At 35.0% G+C, this 16862-nt stretch carries 10 protein-coding genes; 8 read left to right on the plus strand and 2 right to left on the minus strand.

Annotated elements, in window-relative coordinates:
• The first annotated feature begins 128 nt into the window (after window positions 1-128).
• From MKY60_RS04010 to MKY60_RS04030, 5 genes are all read left to right on the plus strand, one after another.
• Window positions 129-3239 carry an ATP-binding protein gene (locus tag MKY60_RS04010; RefSeq protein WP_340928701.1) on the plus strand — a complete coding sequence of 1037 codons (3111 nt, stop codon included), beginning with the start codon at window positions 129-131 and terminating at the stop codon, window positions 3237-3239.
• Window positions 3220-4323, plus strand: coding sequence for a response regulator (locus MKY60_RS04015; protein ID WP_340928703.1), 1104 nt, complete (start codon window positions 3220-3222; stop codon window positions 4321-4323). The genes MKY60_RS04010 and MKY60_RS04015 overlap by 20 nt, the downstream gene beginning before the upstream one ends.
• Before the next feature lie 206 nt (window positions 4324-4529).
• Entirely contained in the window at window positions 4530-5135 is a 606-nt protein-coding gene (locus tag MKY60_RS04020) for a class D sortase (RefSeq protein ID WP_340928705.1), read from the plus strand.
• A gap of 12 nt (window positions 5136-5147) precedes the next feature.
• Window positions 5148-10091 carry a SpaA isopeptide-forming pilin-related protein gene (locus tag MKY60_RS04025; RefSeq protein ID WP_340928708.1) on the plus strand — a complete coding sequence of 1648 codons (4944 nt, stop codon included), beginning with the start codon at window positions 5148-5150 and terminating at the stop codon, window positions 10089-10091.
• Between the two features lie 219 nt (window positions 10092-10310).
• On the plus strand, window positions 10311-11435 hold the full coding sequence (locus tag MKY60_RS04030; protein WP_340928710.1) for a DUF5050 domain-containing protein: 1125 nt from the start codon (window positions 10311-10313) through the stop codon (window positions 11433-11435).
• Between the two features lie 125 nt (window positions 11436-11560).
• On the opposite strand, the gene MKY60_RS04035 is transcribed toward MKY60_RS04030, so the two are convergent.
• Window positions 11561-13243: an Ig-like domain-containing protein gene (locus tag MKY60_RS04035; protein ID WP_340928712.1), complete on the minus strand. Its 1683-nt coding sequence runs from the start codon at window positions 13241-13243 to the stop codon at window positions 11561-11563.
• Window positions 13244-13406: 163 nt separating this feature from the next.
• Between MKY60_RS04035 and MKY60_RS04040 the strand changes: the two genes are divergently transcribed.
• The gene (locus tag MKY60_RS04040) at window positions 13407-13823 is read left to right on the plus strand and encodes a hypothetical protein (RefSeq protein WP_340928714.1); all 417 of its coding nucleotides are present in this window, start codon (window positions 13407-13409) and stop codon (window positions 13821-13823) included.
• A 225-nt stretch (window positions 13824-14048) separates the two neighbouring features.
• Here MKY60_RS04040 and MKY60_RS04045 read toward each other — a convergent pair whose 3' ends face one another.
• Window positions 14049-14816, minus strand: coding sequence for an IclR family transcriptional regulator (locus tag MKY60_RS04045; RefSeq protein WP_090565435.1), 768 nt, complete (start codon window positions 14814-14816; stop codon window positions 14049-14051).
• Window positions 14817-15026: 210 nt separating this feature from the next.
• Here MKY60_RS04045 and kduI point away from each other — a divergent pair, with 210 nt between their 5' ends.
• Window positions 15027-15857 carry a 5-dehydro-4-deoxy-D-glucuronate isomerase gene (gene kduI / locus MKY60_RS04050; protein WP_090565434.1) on the plus strand — a complete coding sequence of 277 codons (831 nt, stop codon included), beginning with the start codon at window positions 15027-15029 and terminating at the stop codon, window positions 15855-15857.
• A 33-nt stretch (window positions 15858-15890) separates the two neighbouring features.
• Entirely contained in the window at window positions 15891-16859 is a 969-nt protein-coding gene (locus tag MKY60_RS04055; protein WP_340928720.1) for a C-terminal binding protein, read from the plus strand.
• Window positions 16860-16862: the final 3 nt, after the last annotated feature.

The raw sequence follows: 16862 nt of genomic DNA on the forward strand, positions 1-16862 counted from the left end.
TTCAGAATTGTATCTTACACAGGGAACAACACTTTTCTAATGGAGTATCTGAAAAATATGATTGTAAATATAATTGTTTTTCTTGTACAGTAAGATAAGGAGTATTTTGGAAATGGAGGTGTCAATTAGTGAAAAGAAAAATTTCCATCCTTCTATCAATTAGTATCTTTCTTATAACATTGATATATATAGTTAACCCATTTCAATCATTAAACTCTCATACCTCTCCAATACAAAATGGAGTTTTAACTTTGGAGGATTGGGATGAGGAAAATGATCCAGTTATAGAGCTGAATGGGGAGTGGGAATTTTATCCCGATCAATTAATCGTTCCCAATCCTAATCACGATGTTTTTGCTAGTTCCCAAGAAATACGAGAGCAAATAACAGTGCCTGGAGAGTGGAATACCAGTTTGAAAGATGGTAGTCCACATGGAATAGGTACGTATCGGCTGCTTATAGATGTGCCGGAGGAAGGGTCTTATGGGATAAAGGCATACGCCATCCGTAACTCCAGCAAGTTTTATATAAATGGCAAAGAAGTTGGAGGAGCAGGAAATCCTACAAAGAATAAAGAAGACTTCATATATGATAATAGAAAATATATAGTTATAGGCGAAAGTGTAAATAAACAACTGGAGATTGTAGTGCAAGTTGCTAATTTAACTTATTATACCGGTGGAATTATCCATCCCCTTAAGTTTGGAACGGCTGAAACTATAATAGCTAAACATGAATTGGACAGGCTTATCGAAATGATGATCATTTCAGGATATATGCTGTTAGGGTTAATTCACTTTTTCACATTTATACAACGGAAAAAGTATATATACGAATTGTTCTTTGCATTATTTTGTATCGCTCTTGGTTTATATACTTCCATGCTGAACGAGTATTTATTTTTTATAGTATTTCCTGAGTTTGATGCTAAAGAACAGACTAGATTACAGTTGTTGATCATCCATTTAGTCGTGCTATTTTTCATGTTGTTTGTTTACCATTTGTTTAAACAATATGTAAATAAAATAATAGTCATTGTCTTAAGCAGTTTGCTCTTTATGCAAATACTTAAATATAGTATGTATAATTCCATTTTTGTACCAACTAAATATTATCCAATGCAGATTAGACAAGTTTTAATTGTTTTGCTTTTAGCTATATGCTTTGCTTATATTTTCATCGTTTTGATGAGGGCTTTTTTTAGAAAGAAAGAGGATACCGAGTATTTGTTACTGACGGTGACTACCTTTATGTGTTATGGATTGGTATTAGGTTTAGAATTCCTTTTGGAAATCGAAGTTAAAGGCTTGCTATCGGCTTTATGTTTGCTCATGATATTTAGCTTGTCCTTACTGGTGAGTCATCGCTATCAAGATGCTTTTAAAAGAGTGGAGGCACTATCCGAAGAGCTCCTTTTGTATGACCGACTAAAAGATGAATTTTTAGTTAAGACATCACACGAACTAAGCACGCCATTACATGGGATTATAAATCTGTCTAAGTCCTTATTGGAAGGAATCAATGGTCCCTTAAAGCGTCAACAACAGGAAAATGTTATTTTAATACATAATGTTGGTAAACGATTGGCAAGTATTGTAGAGGATCTATTATTTGTATCCAACATTAAAAATGGAAATATTCGTACAGTTGCACGTCCAGTGAACATTACTATAGTTGAAGAAGTACTTGCTGAAATGAGTTACTTAATCTCACCGATTCAACAGATAAGTCTTGAAAATAATGCATTAAAGAATCTTCCGCTAATATACATAGATGAACAAAAGCTTAAACAAGTCTTTTTTAATCTGATATATAATGCGATTAAATATACGAACCAAGGAAGCATTACGATTGATGCGAAAGTAAAAGGAACTCATATGCACGTATCGGTAACAGATACTGGAAAGGGGATAGAAAAAGAACACTTGGAATTGATATTCTCTTCCTTCTATCAAATTGAAAGCAGTAGATCAGGAGATGCCAAAGGTCTTGGGTTAGGACTAAGCATCACAAAAAATATTATAGAAAGTTCTGGAGGAAGTATTTCGGTTTCCTCTGAAATTGGGAAGGGCTCCTGCTTTACTTTTACAGTTCCTCTTGCGAGCGAACAACAGATAGTGGAACAAAAAGTGAAGGAACGCTTAATGTGGCCAGAGCAAATGAGTACCCCTGAAACAACAGAAGTAACACAGCTTCAAGCTGCGACAGTCGTATCTGACAAAGTGACAGGAACAAAAACTTATACCATTCTAGTAGTAGACGACGAGCCTGCAAACTTGAAAGTTCTTATAAATATGATTCACTCGTTGAAATATAATGTTATTGCTGCTAATAGTGGTACAGAAGCATTGGATATCATAAAAACACGTTCAATCGATCTAATCATTGTGGACCTAATGATGCCAAATATGTCGGGATATGAATTATCTCAAGCTATACGGGAGGAGTATGCTCTTGTTGAGTTACCTATTATAATATTAACAGCTGCTGGACAATTGTCTGATCTAGTCGTTTCTTTCCAGATGGGTGCGAATGACTTTTTACAAAAACCAGTAAATTTAGATGAGTTAAAAGCTCGTGTAGAATCATTATTATTGATGAAAAAATCTGCCCAAGATGCTTTAAATCATGAGTTAAGTTTCTATTATGCACAAATAAAACCCCATTTTTTATATAATACTCTTAATACGATCATTGGTTTAAGCTACACAGATGTAGAAAAAACACGAGATGCCCTGCAGCATCTAGCTATCTACTTCCGTGCAAAATTAGATTTTCAGGGTCATCATTCACTAGTAACGTTAGAAGATGAGGTAGAACTAGTACAATCCTATTTAGCAATTGAACAAATGCGTTTTGGCGACAGACTGTCTATTCAATATGATATTGACGACACAATTGAAACATATATTCCTTCAATGACTATACAACCACTTGTTGAAAATGCGATACAGCATGGTATTTCTAAACAACAAGATGGAGGGACTTTACAGCTGGTAATTGAGCGAGAGTTGTCCAACATCAAAATAACGATTGAGGATAACGGTGTTGGCATTCCCCTTGAAAAACAACAAGAACTATTAGAAGGCAAAAATAACAGAATCGGTTTTAACAATCCATTGAAGAAGCTATCACTTATAAAAGGTGTAACTTTACACCTTGAAAGCGAAGAAGGGAAAGGAACAAAAATAACAATACGATTGCCAGAGGTAAATAACAATGAAAATATTATTAATTGATGATGAAGAAATGTCCTTAGACTTCAATGAAATAATGCTAAAAGAATTGGGTGGCGTCGAGGTAGTTGGAAAGTTTACAAACCCGTATTTTGCTTTGGAACAACTAGAAGTAATGGATGTTGATGTAATCTTTCTAGACATGGAAATGGGTGCAGTAAATGGACTCGAACTAGCGGGAATTATTAGAAGTAAATACAGTCATATAGAAATAATGTTTGTGACCGCACATGCTCAGTATGCACTACAAGCATTTGAAGTGAATGCTGTTGATTATTTGTTGAAACCTCTAAATAAGAAACGACTTAAAAGAGCCATTGAGAGACTGAAGGAAAAGTTAGATCTATATAAAGAAAGTAAAAAAAAGGTAGCTTTTAAAGAGGCTAACTTTTATATGAAAACCTTCGGTGGCTTTCATTTATTGGACCGTCAACAAAATATCGTTAAATGGCGCACGAAGAAAGTGAAAGAACTTTTTCTATTTCTATGGCAGCATCATGGAGCCCCTGTTCATAAAGCAATTGTCATGGAACAGCTTTGGGCTGATATACATGCTGAAAAAGCTGCTAAGCTACTTCATACAACGGTGTACCAACTTAGAAAGACATTTAAAGAACAAGGTCTAGAAGATGCTGTACAGTTTAATAACGATCACTACTCATTAGGCTTGTTGATAGACAGTGACTGTACAGTGTTAGAAGGATTATTAAAGGATAACAAAATGGAATCTTCCGAGGTGGAACAAATTCTCGTTTTATATCAAGGTGATTTCTTGGAGGAAGCAGATTTTAGGTGGGTCACTCCTATTCAACAGCGTTTAAGGCAATCAGTTCTGCAGTATTTAGAACAAATAATCTCTGTTGGTGAAGTGAATCCCCTTCTAATAGAAGAGTGTTTGCTCAAAATGCTTGAGCTCGATTGCTATAATGAAATGTATATGTACAATCTTTTGGCTTTATATGAAAATATGGAGAATAGTCAAAAGATGAAAGAATTTTATAAAATGATTGAAGCTAGATTAAGAGATGACTTAAGTATTGAAGTACCAATTAAAATAAAGAAATCATATGGGCATTTTGTCGAATAATAATTATACACTTATTTCCAATTCATAGGGAATAAGTGTTTTTATATTTGTTCAGAAATTGTTCAGTGCTAAATAGGTACTATTAAGTGGGTATTTCTGAGAACAAAATTCAAACATCTTAAGATAGAATCACCAACAATAATGTGGAGAACTTAGCGATACCTACAAAGGAATTGAACGTATTAATTTGGAAAGGAGATGTAAAATTGCGGAGAATCATCAGTATTTGCTTTTTACTTTTTGGTTTCTTCCTACTGTTTTATCCGCAGATTGAGAAGAAGTTTTTTGATACGAATCAGGAGCAGCTTATAGAGGCTTTTGAAAATCTGGGTAATACTAGTTTCGATGAAGAGGCGGTATCGCCAATAGAAGTTAAAGCAAATCCCGATGATGAGGAGCTAGGACTATTAGATGGTACAAGAGGGATCATTCGAATCCCAAAAATTGATTTGGAAATGATGATTTTTGACGGGGTAACTCCAAATTCTTTAACAAAAGGAATCGGCATGATTGAACCCAACAAACAATTCGGTATTCATAATATTGGGCTGGCAGGGCATCGGTCTACAACGCATGGAAAACAATTCAATCGATTAGACGAGCTCACACTTCACGATAGTGTGGACATACAAACAGAGTCAGGCAACTACGAATTTGAAATTGTACGCACCTTTGTTGTAGATCGAACAGAAATAGAAGTCCTAGATGATGGACAAGAACCCCTCTTGACATTAGTAACCTGCACCCCACTCGGCAAAAAAAATCCAACCGACCGGTTAATCGTTCAAGCAAAGTTAAAAAACAAACGATAACAGGGGGAAGCTATGAAGAAGATAAGTTTTATAGCGCTAGTATTTCTATTAGTCTTGCAAAGTTTTATAGGACCAATTACAACAAGCGCAAATAATGATACTAGTTCAGCACTCGGTCAAAGCTTTACATTTGGCGAAGTCACAGTAGACGAAGCTGGCAATGCAAGTATTCCATGGAGCTTTGTTGCAGGTAATGAAGAAACAGAAGTTCAATACACATACCAAAGTGAACTTAAATTAGATGCAGCAACATCTGGTACTCTAACAGGTAATATAGGCTCCTACACAATTTCGGTTGATGGTCTAATTACCGTAACTATCGCACCAAACCAATTGGAGGATGTTGCAGGATCCATTAGCGTAGAAGGAGTGGAAACTGTTGCTCCAGTAAAAGAAGACTCAATTACAGAGCCTACAGTTGAAGAGCCAGTTTCAGAACCTGTTACAGAAGAGTCAAAAGAAGAAACTGATTCTGAGGAATTAAAGGAAGAGGAGAAAGATGCTAAAGTAACATCTTTAAATTCGAATCCACTTATGGCTGCTCAATCTATAAAAGTAAATTCTATGAAATTTAGTTTAAAGATTGATGAAGAAGAACTCACTGCTGCATCAGCATTAACGATGGAGTTAGAGCAAAATCAGGTAGCAAAATACAATTTAGCTTTTGATGTTGACTTAACGGACAAGGAATATGTTGCTGGAGATTCTTTCATATTCGAACTTCCACCATCTGTATTAAATTTCGGTAACTTCAGTGGAACTGTAGTTACAGAACCTGGTAATCCAGAATTTAATTATGAAACAGTAGGTCAAAAGGTTACAGTAATTTTAAAGAATGATATAACACCTGAACAAGCTCATTCTAATTACCCTATTGTTATGGAGTTCGAGTCAACATTCTCTCTTTCTGGGGATGAGTTATCTCAAGATATTATCATTCCGAAAGATAATAATCTAGACGAAACAGAAGTAATAGCTTTAACGTTTAAACCATCAACTAGTAATAACAAAACATCGAAGGCAAACAAAGGTTTTAAAATAGTAGATGGAGAGCGAATAATTGACTGGGAAATTTGGGTTAACGAAGCTGGAAAGCAGTTAACGGCTGCCACTGTAGAGGATACTCCAGATAACAAGCATGAAATAGTGGCAGGATCTGTTCAGGTAGCAAAATATGATGTTGGTTTAAACGGCGTGATCAATAAAACAGGTGCTGGAATTTCTCATCTTACGGATTCCAATTTTTCTGATATAAATTTGAATGGAAATAATGCCTACAAGATCACATACAAAACAAAAGTAGTAGCAGAAAGTCTCGCAGGAAATCAATCATTTACTAATACTGCTATATTAACAAATGGTCCATCGACAGAGACTGCAAAAGGTTCACAAAGTATTACTTATGGTGAAGTTCTTGCAAAGAATAAAATAGCCGGTCAAGTTAATAACAACTATGAGACGAACTGGGAAATAAAGTACAATTATAATCTAGCTAAAATCCCAGCACCAACCGAATCAAACTACAATATCAAAGATACTTACCCAGGGCCACAAAATATCGATTTATCAACTATTAAAGTGTTTAAAATGGATGTGGTAGATGGATTAGTGACAACTGGTAATGGAGTAGAAATTAGCGATTCGTTATACGTGGTAGAGTCCGTTCCTGAAGGTTTCGAATTGAAATTCAAAAATGAGATTACGGATGCGTATAGAATTACTTATAAAGCTAAATACGATGTTCTAAATCAGAAAGATTTCTATACAGGAAAAGATGGAAATCTTACGAACACTGTAACAAATGGAACGATTACAAAAACATCAGGACATCGCGTATATCAAGGGATTTTAACTAAAGATTATTCACTAGATTTAAATGCCCAAAAACTAACATGGACAATTACAATTAAAGCGGATAATGAAGCAATTAGTAATCTAACTTTTGAAGATTTGTTTAGTGAAGGCGCCCAAACGCTTACGAAGGGGCTTGATCAAACTGGTTTAACAGTTACTGGTATGACTGATCAGATTATATCCATAACAGATGCATCTAAAGGGTTTGAGTTAACTGGTGGTAATATTGCAAAAGGTCAAACCGCAACGATTAAGTATACAACCGACTATGATATTGAAACAGCAGGAGTTGTTGCTAAAGCATATACAAACACTGCAAATGCTAGCTGGATATATAATGGAAACACGTATAAAGTTTCTGAATCAAAAACTTATACACCCTCAACAACGACTGTTAATAACGGTAGTAAAGCAGGGAAATATGATTATATAAATCAACTATTTACTTGGGGTATTAAAGTTAACTTCAATAAACAGCCAATTGAAGGTGCTATCTTAAAGGATAATATTGGACCTGGTCATGAAATTATAGAAGATTCGTTCATTATATATGATTTCACTCCAGAGGGCGGAAATGATGAAAACGGAACAATAGGGACTACAGAAGCTCTTGTAAAAAATACTGATTACACCGTATTAGTAAGCCCTGATAAGAAAAGTTTCACTTTAACTTTTGCTTCTGATTTAGATAGCAGTAAAAACAAAAAAGCCTATTATGTTCAATACAAAACAAAAGACTCAGACAATATAATTGGTATTAGTAAAGAGCAATTAGATGCAGCAGGTGAGACTAATGAATCTAATTACCTGAACAGTGCAAGCTTTGAAACTAAAGGGATAACGCATAAATTACTATCTAACCCCGTAAAAGTAAATGATTCAAATCATCTCGTTTCTAAAGGCATTAGTAACTCAAATTCTAGTGAGGGATCACTGACGTGGACGATAGATGTAAATAAATCACTTTCTAATATAGGGGAAGTCGTGTTAACAGATACACCTTCTAATAATTTAATGCTTATTTCAGATTCTATCGAAATTGCTGTTATGTCGATAAGCGAAACTAAAGGCGTAAGCGAAGGGACTACTTGGGTTAAACCAACAAGTACAGAGTTAACTGTAAATAGTGATGGTAGCTTTAAATTGAACCTAGGAAATTTATCAAAAAAAGCAGTTCAAGTAAGGTATAAAACATTCGTTCTTGGTCTAAAAGGCGAGGCGTTTAATAATCTAGCGAAAATCTCATATAGTTTTTCCGACGCTACGAGTGAAAACCAGAAAAATGAAGATGAATTTAAAGATAATTTTGAATTTAGTAGATCAAATGCTTTTGCATCAGCTAATAAAGGAACAGTAAAACTTCAAAAAGTAGGGAAAGATACACTCACTTCTTCTATAGAGGAACTTTCTGGAGTTAAGTTTCAGTTAATTAAAAAAATCGCGAATAAGGAATATATCATTAAGGAAGCAACTTCTGGTATAAATGGTTATTTTGAATTTGCAAACGTTGGTTATGGAGACTATGTTATTAAAGAGGACACAACGACTACTCCTGCTGGATACGTTGGTTCTGCAAATATACCATTCACAATGAGTGCTGACACGGATATACTATTAACTGGAAATGAAGACATAGTTGTTGAAGTAATTAATGAAAAAGTTAATCAAGCAGTTAAACTAACAAAGGTCGATGTGAATGATGATAAACCATTAGCAGGTGCAGAATTTACATTATACGATCAACACGGAACTATTGTGAAAGATAAAGATAATAATGAGTTATCTAGTCTTACAACGAATCTCAATGGAGAAATAGCTGTGAATAATTTGGTTCCGGGTTCCTACTATTTTGAAGAAACAAAAGCACCAAACAATTATGTTTTTGGGGCAAGCAAAAAAACCGATATCTTTGAAATCAAGGAAAATCAAACAGTTTTCACTGAGGTAACAATGAAAAACGCACGTGGTAAAGGCGAAATTGTTATCACTAAAGTGGATGCATCTAATGATTCGATTCTTATAGACGGTGTTAAATTTGAGCTTTCTAACGAAGATGGTTCAATTAAAAACACAGCCACAACAAAGGATGGAATTGCAACATTTACTAATTTACCATATGATACGTACAAATTAGTAGAGATAGAAGCGCATAAGGATTATCTTCTTGATCCTGTTGAAAAAACAATTGTACTTGATTCGGAAACAGGGGTAAATGGAGCGATCCAAAAACTAACAGTTGAAAATAGTAAAACAAATCGCTCTGTTACATTGACTAAATATAATTCAAATAAATCTTTAAAGCTTAAAGGAGCAATATTTGAATTAAAGAAAGCCACAACTGATGTAGATAAAGACGGAAATCCTTTGTTTGATATTGTTACTGGAATAGATTTGGAGAAGTTAACAACTGACGACAATGGTGAGATTAGTTTAAAAGACTTACCTGTTGGACAATATCAATTAATCGAAACAAAAGCACCAGCTGGATATAAGTTAGACAAAACACCAGTAGCATTTGAAATTATTGAGAAACAGGAAGAAACCATTACACTTGAAAAAACAAATGCTAGAATTTCAACAGGTGGTGGGGGAACACCAGGAGATCCAGGTAACCCAGGCGAACCAGGTAACCCAGGTAACCCAGAAGATCCAGGTAACCCAGGCGAACCAGGTAAACCAGGCGAACCAGGTAACCCAGGCGAACCAGGTAAACCAGGTAAACCAGGCGAACCAGGTAACCCAGGTGAACCAGGTAAACCAGGTAAACCAGGAGAACCAGGCGAACCAGGTAAACCAGGTAACCCAGGCGAACCAGGTAACCCAGGAGATCCAAGCAACCCAAGCAACCCAAGCAACCCAAGCAACCCAGGCAACCCAGGAAATCCTAATAATACTGGTAACTCCAATGTTAATGGAGAACCAAGTACGCCAGAAAAAGCTGGAAATCTAAATGATTCAAATACGATAAATGAAACTAGTGGAGGAAACTACCTTCCTCAAACAGGAGAAGCCTACCCAATAGGTACAATATTTGGTGGTATTGCATCCATCCTAGTTGGTCTTTGGATAGCATTCAATAGAAGAAAAACGTTTAAAGCATAATATTAAATATTAAGAGAACTATTAGTAGTTTACGACAAACACTAATAGTTCTCTTTTTTATTTATGATTAGGTATATATTCCTTATAATTAGTTATACATTAAAGATATTAGGACTTTCTCCTTTGAAATTATATTTTATAAATATTATTTTAGAACTATTTATGGATGATAGTTATAGTAATATTTAATATAATTAATTTAAAACTGGAGGGGTCAAGATGAACCACATATTTAAGTTACTTATTGCTATCGTATTGCTATTAAGTATTACCCCAATGCATATTTTTGCAGCAGCACCCTCTTCCATGACTATCACAAAGTCCGAGGAACAAACGGCATATGACAATATCGTAAAAAGTTTGCTAAATGCTGAAACAAATACGACCTTTAATGCTAGTAAAATTAGTTATAAGGATATTGGAAAAATAGTAAATCAGGCAGTAGCAAATAATCCTTCTATCTCATACTACAATGGGCTAACTGCTTCTTCAAACGGAACGATAAACTTTAAATACAAAGCTGACAGAAAAGTCATTTTAGAGAAAAACAAAAAGGTAAACATGGAAGTTGATAGAATAATAAAAGAAAATATCAGAAAGGGCATGAGTGACCTTGAAAAAGTAAAGAGCATTCACGATTACCTCGTATTATCTGTTGCGTACGATTATGATAACTTCTTAAAAAATAATGTTTCCGATGATTCCTATGAAGCTTATGGAGCCCTTATAAATAAAATCGTTGTTTGTGACGGTTATACAAAGTCAATGGCATTGATACTTAATATGGTAGGGGTACAAACTATACAAGTAACAGGGATTGCGAATGGCGGAAATCATTCTTGGAATATGGTAAAGATAGATGGTCAATATTATCATGTCGACACCACGTGGGATGATCCGGTCCCAAATAAGCCCGGAAGTGTTCATTATAATTACTTTTTAAAAAATACTAAGCAACTAAAAGTAAATCATCAATGGGATGAAACTGCATATCCAGTAGCTACAAGCTCTAAATTCAATTACTTTCACAATATGAATAATATGGTAGAAAAAGATGGAATGTATTATTATTCCGATTCTAAAGACAACCTATTATATAAAATGGATAAAAAAACTTTAAAGAAAACAAAAGTTCTAGGAGATAAAGTTCCATACTTTGCTATTCAGGGCCAATGGATATACTATAGCAACTATTCTAATGGGGGCTATTTATATAAGGTAAAGCTAAATGGAAAAGAAAAAAAGCAAATCAACTCAATCCATTCTGAAGTAATGTTTATTAAAGACAATATTCTTTATTATCAAAATACTAAAACAAAAAAGAATCTCAAATTAGTTCTATAGATTAACCTTGCTAGTATCTAAATGGATACTAGCATTTTTTAGTCCCTGTGTAGGAAACAATTCAGAATCGTTTCCTACACAGGGACTAAAAAACCACTCAAGTATTTACTTGAGTGGACTCAATGTTATTTAACTGGAATTTCCTGTACATAGTCACGATGGATATATAGTTCCTCATAATCCACCGAATCAGACAGAATTTTAATCCACTCAGCTTCTGGTAGATTATCATCTAAAATAGTGATTGGCATTCCAGCTTTTGTATATCTATACGCAGCCGTATTTTCCGTTCCAGGTCCAGTTCGAACGTTTAAACCTGATGTATTCGTAATTCCAAGCTTGTATTTTGTAATTGAATCTTTACCGCCCATCATTTGATCGATGCGATACATATGACCAGCTGCCTTTGCTCCCCAGTATGGATCAGATGCATATTTCATATTGATACCAATTGCTTTATTACCAAAAACAGCACCGTTTGCGTAACCAGCGTTTGGTGGAAGATAGTTTTTATTTATAAAGGCCTTAATTAATTCATCAATATTGGATTCGACTGTTGGGAAATACTTAGCAAGTGGATTGTTATCGGATACATATAACCCAAATAAGTTATTGTATTGTTGTGCTCTATTACTTAATCCATAGGCACTCTCATGCTGTGCCAATGCTAGCATAAATAATGCGTTGATATCTTGTGTTTCTTCAATCTGTTTAAGATAAGAACCAAGCCCAATAAGCTTACTTTTTTGAGAAGCTTGTTGATATAGCACATTATTTGGATAATCACTTTCTAGTTTTAGGAGCATAGCACTTATATACGCATCAATTTCTTCAGCTGTATAGGTTGTTTTACTCCGTGCGGATAGGTATTCGAAATAGGGATAGCTTGTCCCAATTTCTTGTCCCGATGTGTTTGTAAAATGTGTACCATCGACACTATAATATTTTTGACCAGCTGTCATGAAATCAGGAGCAGCTCCGATTTGATAAGACGAGTAGGTTTTGCTACTAGTCGAATAAATCGAATGAACTAGCTCACTATTTGAAACGGAATAATAGGATCTTCCTGTTAAAGCATTCTGGGGAATTAATTTACTATTTTCTTGACTTATAAACATGTTTTTACCGGCCACATTAACTTCCACGTAAGTATCAGTGGAACTTATATACGGTAGTTCCGTATTTGAAATGACATATGTAACTGGTTTAGTAAGCTGTTTGTCCGAATATATATTCGTTAATACATTAGAGGCGTGAGCTCTAGTCACCACCAATCCACTTGGAATCTTAACAAGCGAATCCTTATATTGGATTCCTTGGCTAGATTTCAAGTTAGTTAAAGCATTTTCGTATGAATCATATGACTTAACAAAACTTGTTGTTCCATCGGAAGCGATATTCACAATATCATATGTACCGGGAGTTTCAATGGTAAATTTCTTTTGTTTGTTTGATGACAGTGGTTTACCACTTTCATCTTTAATGCTATTCGTAATATGTAATGTATACGTATTGGAAAAATTATAACCTTCCACGGGTGGCGCAATTGTTACACTCTTCCGATCTGGTGAAACGGTAATTGTACCATTTTTTTTAACATCAAACTGATCCAAAACATAAACTGAGTTGAGATTAACGCTAGTAGGATCTACCGCCTTATTAAAAGTAATAGTCCAAGTTTTGTTAGTACTTACGTTTGTAGCTTCATCAGTTGGAGCGGCAGCTACCCATGCAGGTAGTATCAACATCATTAATAGCGTAAGAAAAATAATGATAATATTCTTGTTTGAATGGTTTCTTTGTACCAATTAAACTTCCCCCTTTATTTCAATCTTTCACCCTACCATACTACCAGTTTATGTACTAAAGTTCTATGTCGTTTTGGATTATTTTAGAAATTGATAACATAATTATAAAATATCTATTACAATAGTAGTTGAAATCAATTATCGAAATTTGGAGGAGATATTCATGATTACAAAACTAACAAAAACAGCATTATCAATTTTATTAGTGTTTGGACTTTTTATGGCATTCTCTACAGACACACTAGCTGCAACGAAAGTAATGTGGGGAAAAACAGAGCTTAAGTTAGGACAAATCGGGAAAGTAACAATTCTAACAGATACACCTCTCGTGAAAGTGGAAAGCAATGGTACACTGTCGACTGTTCGTATACTGAAAAAAGGCGATGAATACCGGGTGTATAGCTACAAAGGTCAACATAACGGGTTATACGGTGTTGGTGGAGGCAGTTTCGTTCAAAAGAACACAACGAAAGTAAAATACGAAACCCCTTCAAAGAAAAAATTAGCGCTCGTAACTCCTAAACCAATCATTACGACACCAGTCGACCCGCCAGCATTGGAAGTTGTAGATATACAATAGAATGTGTCCTGAAAAACAATACATTAAATAGAAGTCCTTTCATCTTATTGTCGATGGAAGGACTTCTATTTATTTTTGTGTGCCACTGTAGGAAACAATTTTTTTCCTCATTTTTATTATAAAGCGAAAAATTAAAAAGTGGCTGAAATCATATTTCAGCCACTTTTTGCATGTTAAGCTATTCTATTTCAATTTATATCATAGTGCTTATATCTAAAGAAATAACTAAACTCCTGGACGATAGCCATATTGTTGGGAGATGTTCAATGCTGTTTCTTTAACCTTATCAATAAGTTCATCATTTACGCGCTCCATCGTCATTCTACTGGTTGGTCCAGATATGCTGAAGCTTGCAATAATACGTCCTTGGAAATCCCTAATGGGCGCAGCAATACAGCGAATTCCTTCTTCATTTTCTATATTGTCTAAAGCATAGCCATGTTTTTTGACAAGTTTTATTTCTTCATCTAGTTCTTGTTTAGATTGGATAGTTTTAGCTGTTTTAGAAGTATAAATAGTATTTTGAGCAATTTTATTGTATTTATCTTCTGACATTCCAGACAGGAGTATTTTTCCTACCCCAGTACAATACATAGGAGATCTGTGACCGATGCGAGAAAACATGCGTATGGTCTGATTGCTTTCAATTTTATCTACATAAAGTACTTCTCCATTATCTTCAATACATAGATGGACTGTTTCATTTACGTTATTAGAGAGATGCTCTAGGTGAATCTTAGAAATATTAATGATATCTAAATTATTTATCATATTTCGAGATAGATAAACAACTTGATAACCTAATTTATACTTATCGGTTTCCTCTACCTTAGCTACATAATTCAAATTTAGGAGCGTAGAAAGTAAACGATGAATAGTACTTTTAGATAGCCCTACTTTTTCTGAGAGACGAGCAATCTGTATTCCATCTGGATACTCAGATATTGTGTTCAATAACATTAATGCTCTTTCTAGCGATTGTACATTTGTCATGAATTGCACCCCTAAATTATATCTACTTGAAGCAGCGTTCTCTTTTCAATCTTAAGATATTAAAAATGATTTGTAAATGACAGGACCGTAAATGATAAAAAATTTAGATTTTATAAAATATGTATTGTAAGTATTCTGAAAGTATATTATTATTAATTATGGAATAGCGTTCCACTAGGTGGAACAATATTATTTGGAGGAGTGTTTGAAGTGAAAATAATGTACTCGCATCATCCAGAAGATGTAAAAGGTTATACAACTGATAAGCTAAGAGATCAATTTTTAATGGAATCTGTATTTTTGGAAGACTCTATTGAACTAACTTACAGTCATGTAGATCGTATTATTTACGGTGGGGCTATGCCTAAGGAGAAAGCGCTTACACTTAGTGCTGAAAAAGAGCTTGCAGCATCTTATTTCTTAGAAAGACGTGAAATGGGTGTTATTAATATTGGTGGAGACGGCGTTATTATGTTAGACGGAGAGAAAATGGAGCTTAATAGTAAAGAAGGTATTTATATTGGTCGAGGGACTAAAGAAGTAATCTTTCAGTCAAATGACCCGAACAATCCAGCTAAGTTCTACATAAACTCATGTCCTGCCCATAAAAAGTATCCGACAGTAAAAGTTAGCCAGGAACAAGCTATTGCAAGACCATTAGGTGATATTAAATCGATGAATAAACGGACAATCTATCAATTCATCCATCCAGACGTACTGGAAACTTGTCAACTAAGTATGGGGATGACCGTTTTGGAAGAGGGAAGTGGTTGGAACACAATGCCATGTCACACTCATGAAAGACGAATGGAAGTCTATTTGTATTTTAATATGCAAGAAGATACGAGAGTCTTTCATCTTATGGGGCAGCCTACTGAAACGCGTCACATTGTAATGGCAAATGAACAGGCAGTTCTATCACCAAGCTGGTCTATCCATTCAGGAATCGGTACTAGCAACTATACATTCATTTGGGGAATGTGTGGGGAAAATCAGGATTTTGACGATATGGATTTCGTTGATATGAAAGAAATTAGATAACCATTTTTAGTTTATAAAAATTGAGGTGGAATTGTGGCTAATAACCCTGTGATTATTACAGATTGTGATCATTACGACATTGAAATTGAGACAGAGATTCTAACTAAGAATGCCATTAAGTTCCAAAAGAATCAATGTAAGACGGAACAGGACTTGATTGAACAATGCCAGGATGCTGCTGTTTGGATCAACCAATACGCGCCTATTACGGAGAATGTTCTGGCAAATAGTCCGAATTTAAAACTCGTCATCCGATACGGTGTAGGTGTAAACAATGTAGACGTCCAAGCTGCTACTAAGTACGATGTGCAGGTTTGTAATGTACCAGACTATGGCACACAAGAAGTAGCAGATCACGCGCTGGCTTGTCTACTTACGCTAACCCGTAAAGTATCTCAAATGAGTTCACTGGTTAAACAAGGAGTTTGGGATTACCAAAAGAGTATTCCTGTTTATCGGCATTCAGAGCAGAAGGTGGGAATAATAGGGATCGGACGAATAGGCACTGCTTTCGCCAATCGCGTGCATGCGCTAAATAGTCAAGTTTTAGCTTATGATCCCAAGATGACGGAAGAAAGAATAAACCGTGCACCTGAATTCGTTCAATTTGTAGATTTAGAAACTCTATTAAAAGAATCTGATATTGTGTCTATCCATTGCCCACTTGACTCAGCGTACCACTTAATAGGAGAAGAAGAATTACAAAAGATGAAACGTTCTTCTTATTTAATAAATGTATCTCGTGGTGGGATTATCAATGAAAATGCTCTAGACAAGGCGTTAACAGAAGGATGGATAGCAGGTGCTGCACTGGATGTTTCGGAGATCGAACCGATTCCTTTGGACTCACCTCTGCTAAGACATGAAAATTTATATTGCACACCGCATATGGGATGGTATTCCGAGGAGTCAGCTAAAGAGTTAAAAAGAAAAGTTGCTGAAGAAGCGGTTAGGTTTTTACAAGGGGAACAAGTGCATTATCCAATAAATAATATAACTTGAAAA

The organism is Psychrobacillus sp. FSL K6-1415 (assembly GCF_038003185.1).
Lineage (GTDB): Bacteria > Bacillota > Bacilli > Bacillales_A > Planococcaceae > Psychrobacillus > Psychrobacillus psychrodurans.

What these genes read in the sequence shown, in the direction of transcription:
- MKY60_RS04015 (WP_340928703.1), top strand. Translation starts at nt 3,220, where the DNA reads ATGAAAATATTATTAATTGATGATGAAGAAATGTCCTTAGACTTCAAT.
- MKY60_RS04025 (WP_340928708.1), top strand. Translation starts at nt 5,148, where the DNA reads ATGAAGAAGATAAGTTTTATAGCGCTAGTATTTCTATTAGTCTTGCAA.
- MKY60_RS04030 (WP_340928710.1), top strand. Translation starts at nt 10,311, where the DNA reads ATGAACCACATATTTAAGTTACTTATTGCTATCGTATTGCTATTAAGT.
- MKY60_RS04040 (WP_340928714.1), top strand. Translation starts at nt 13,407, where the DNA reads ATGATTACAAAACTAACAAAAACAGCATTATCAATTTTATTAGTGTTT.
- MKY60_RS04045 (WP_090565435.1), bottom strand. Translation starts at nt 14,816, where the DNA reads ATGACAAATGTACAATCGCTAGAAAGAGCATTAATGTTATTGAACACA.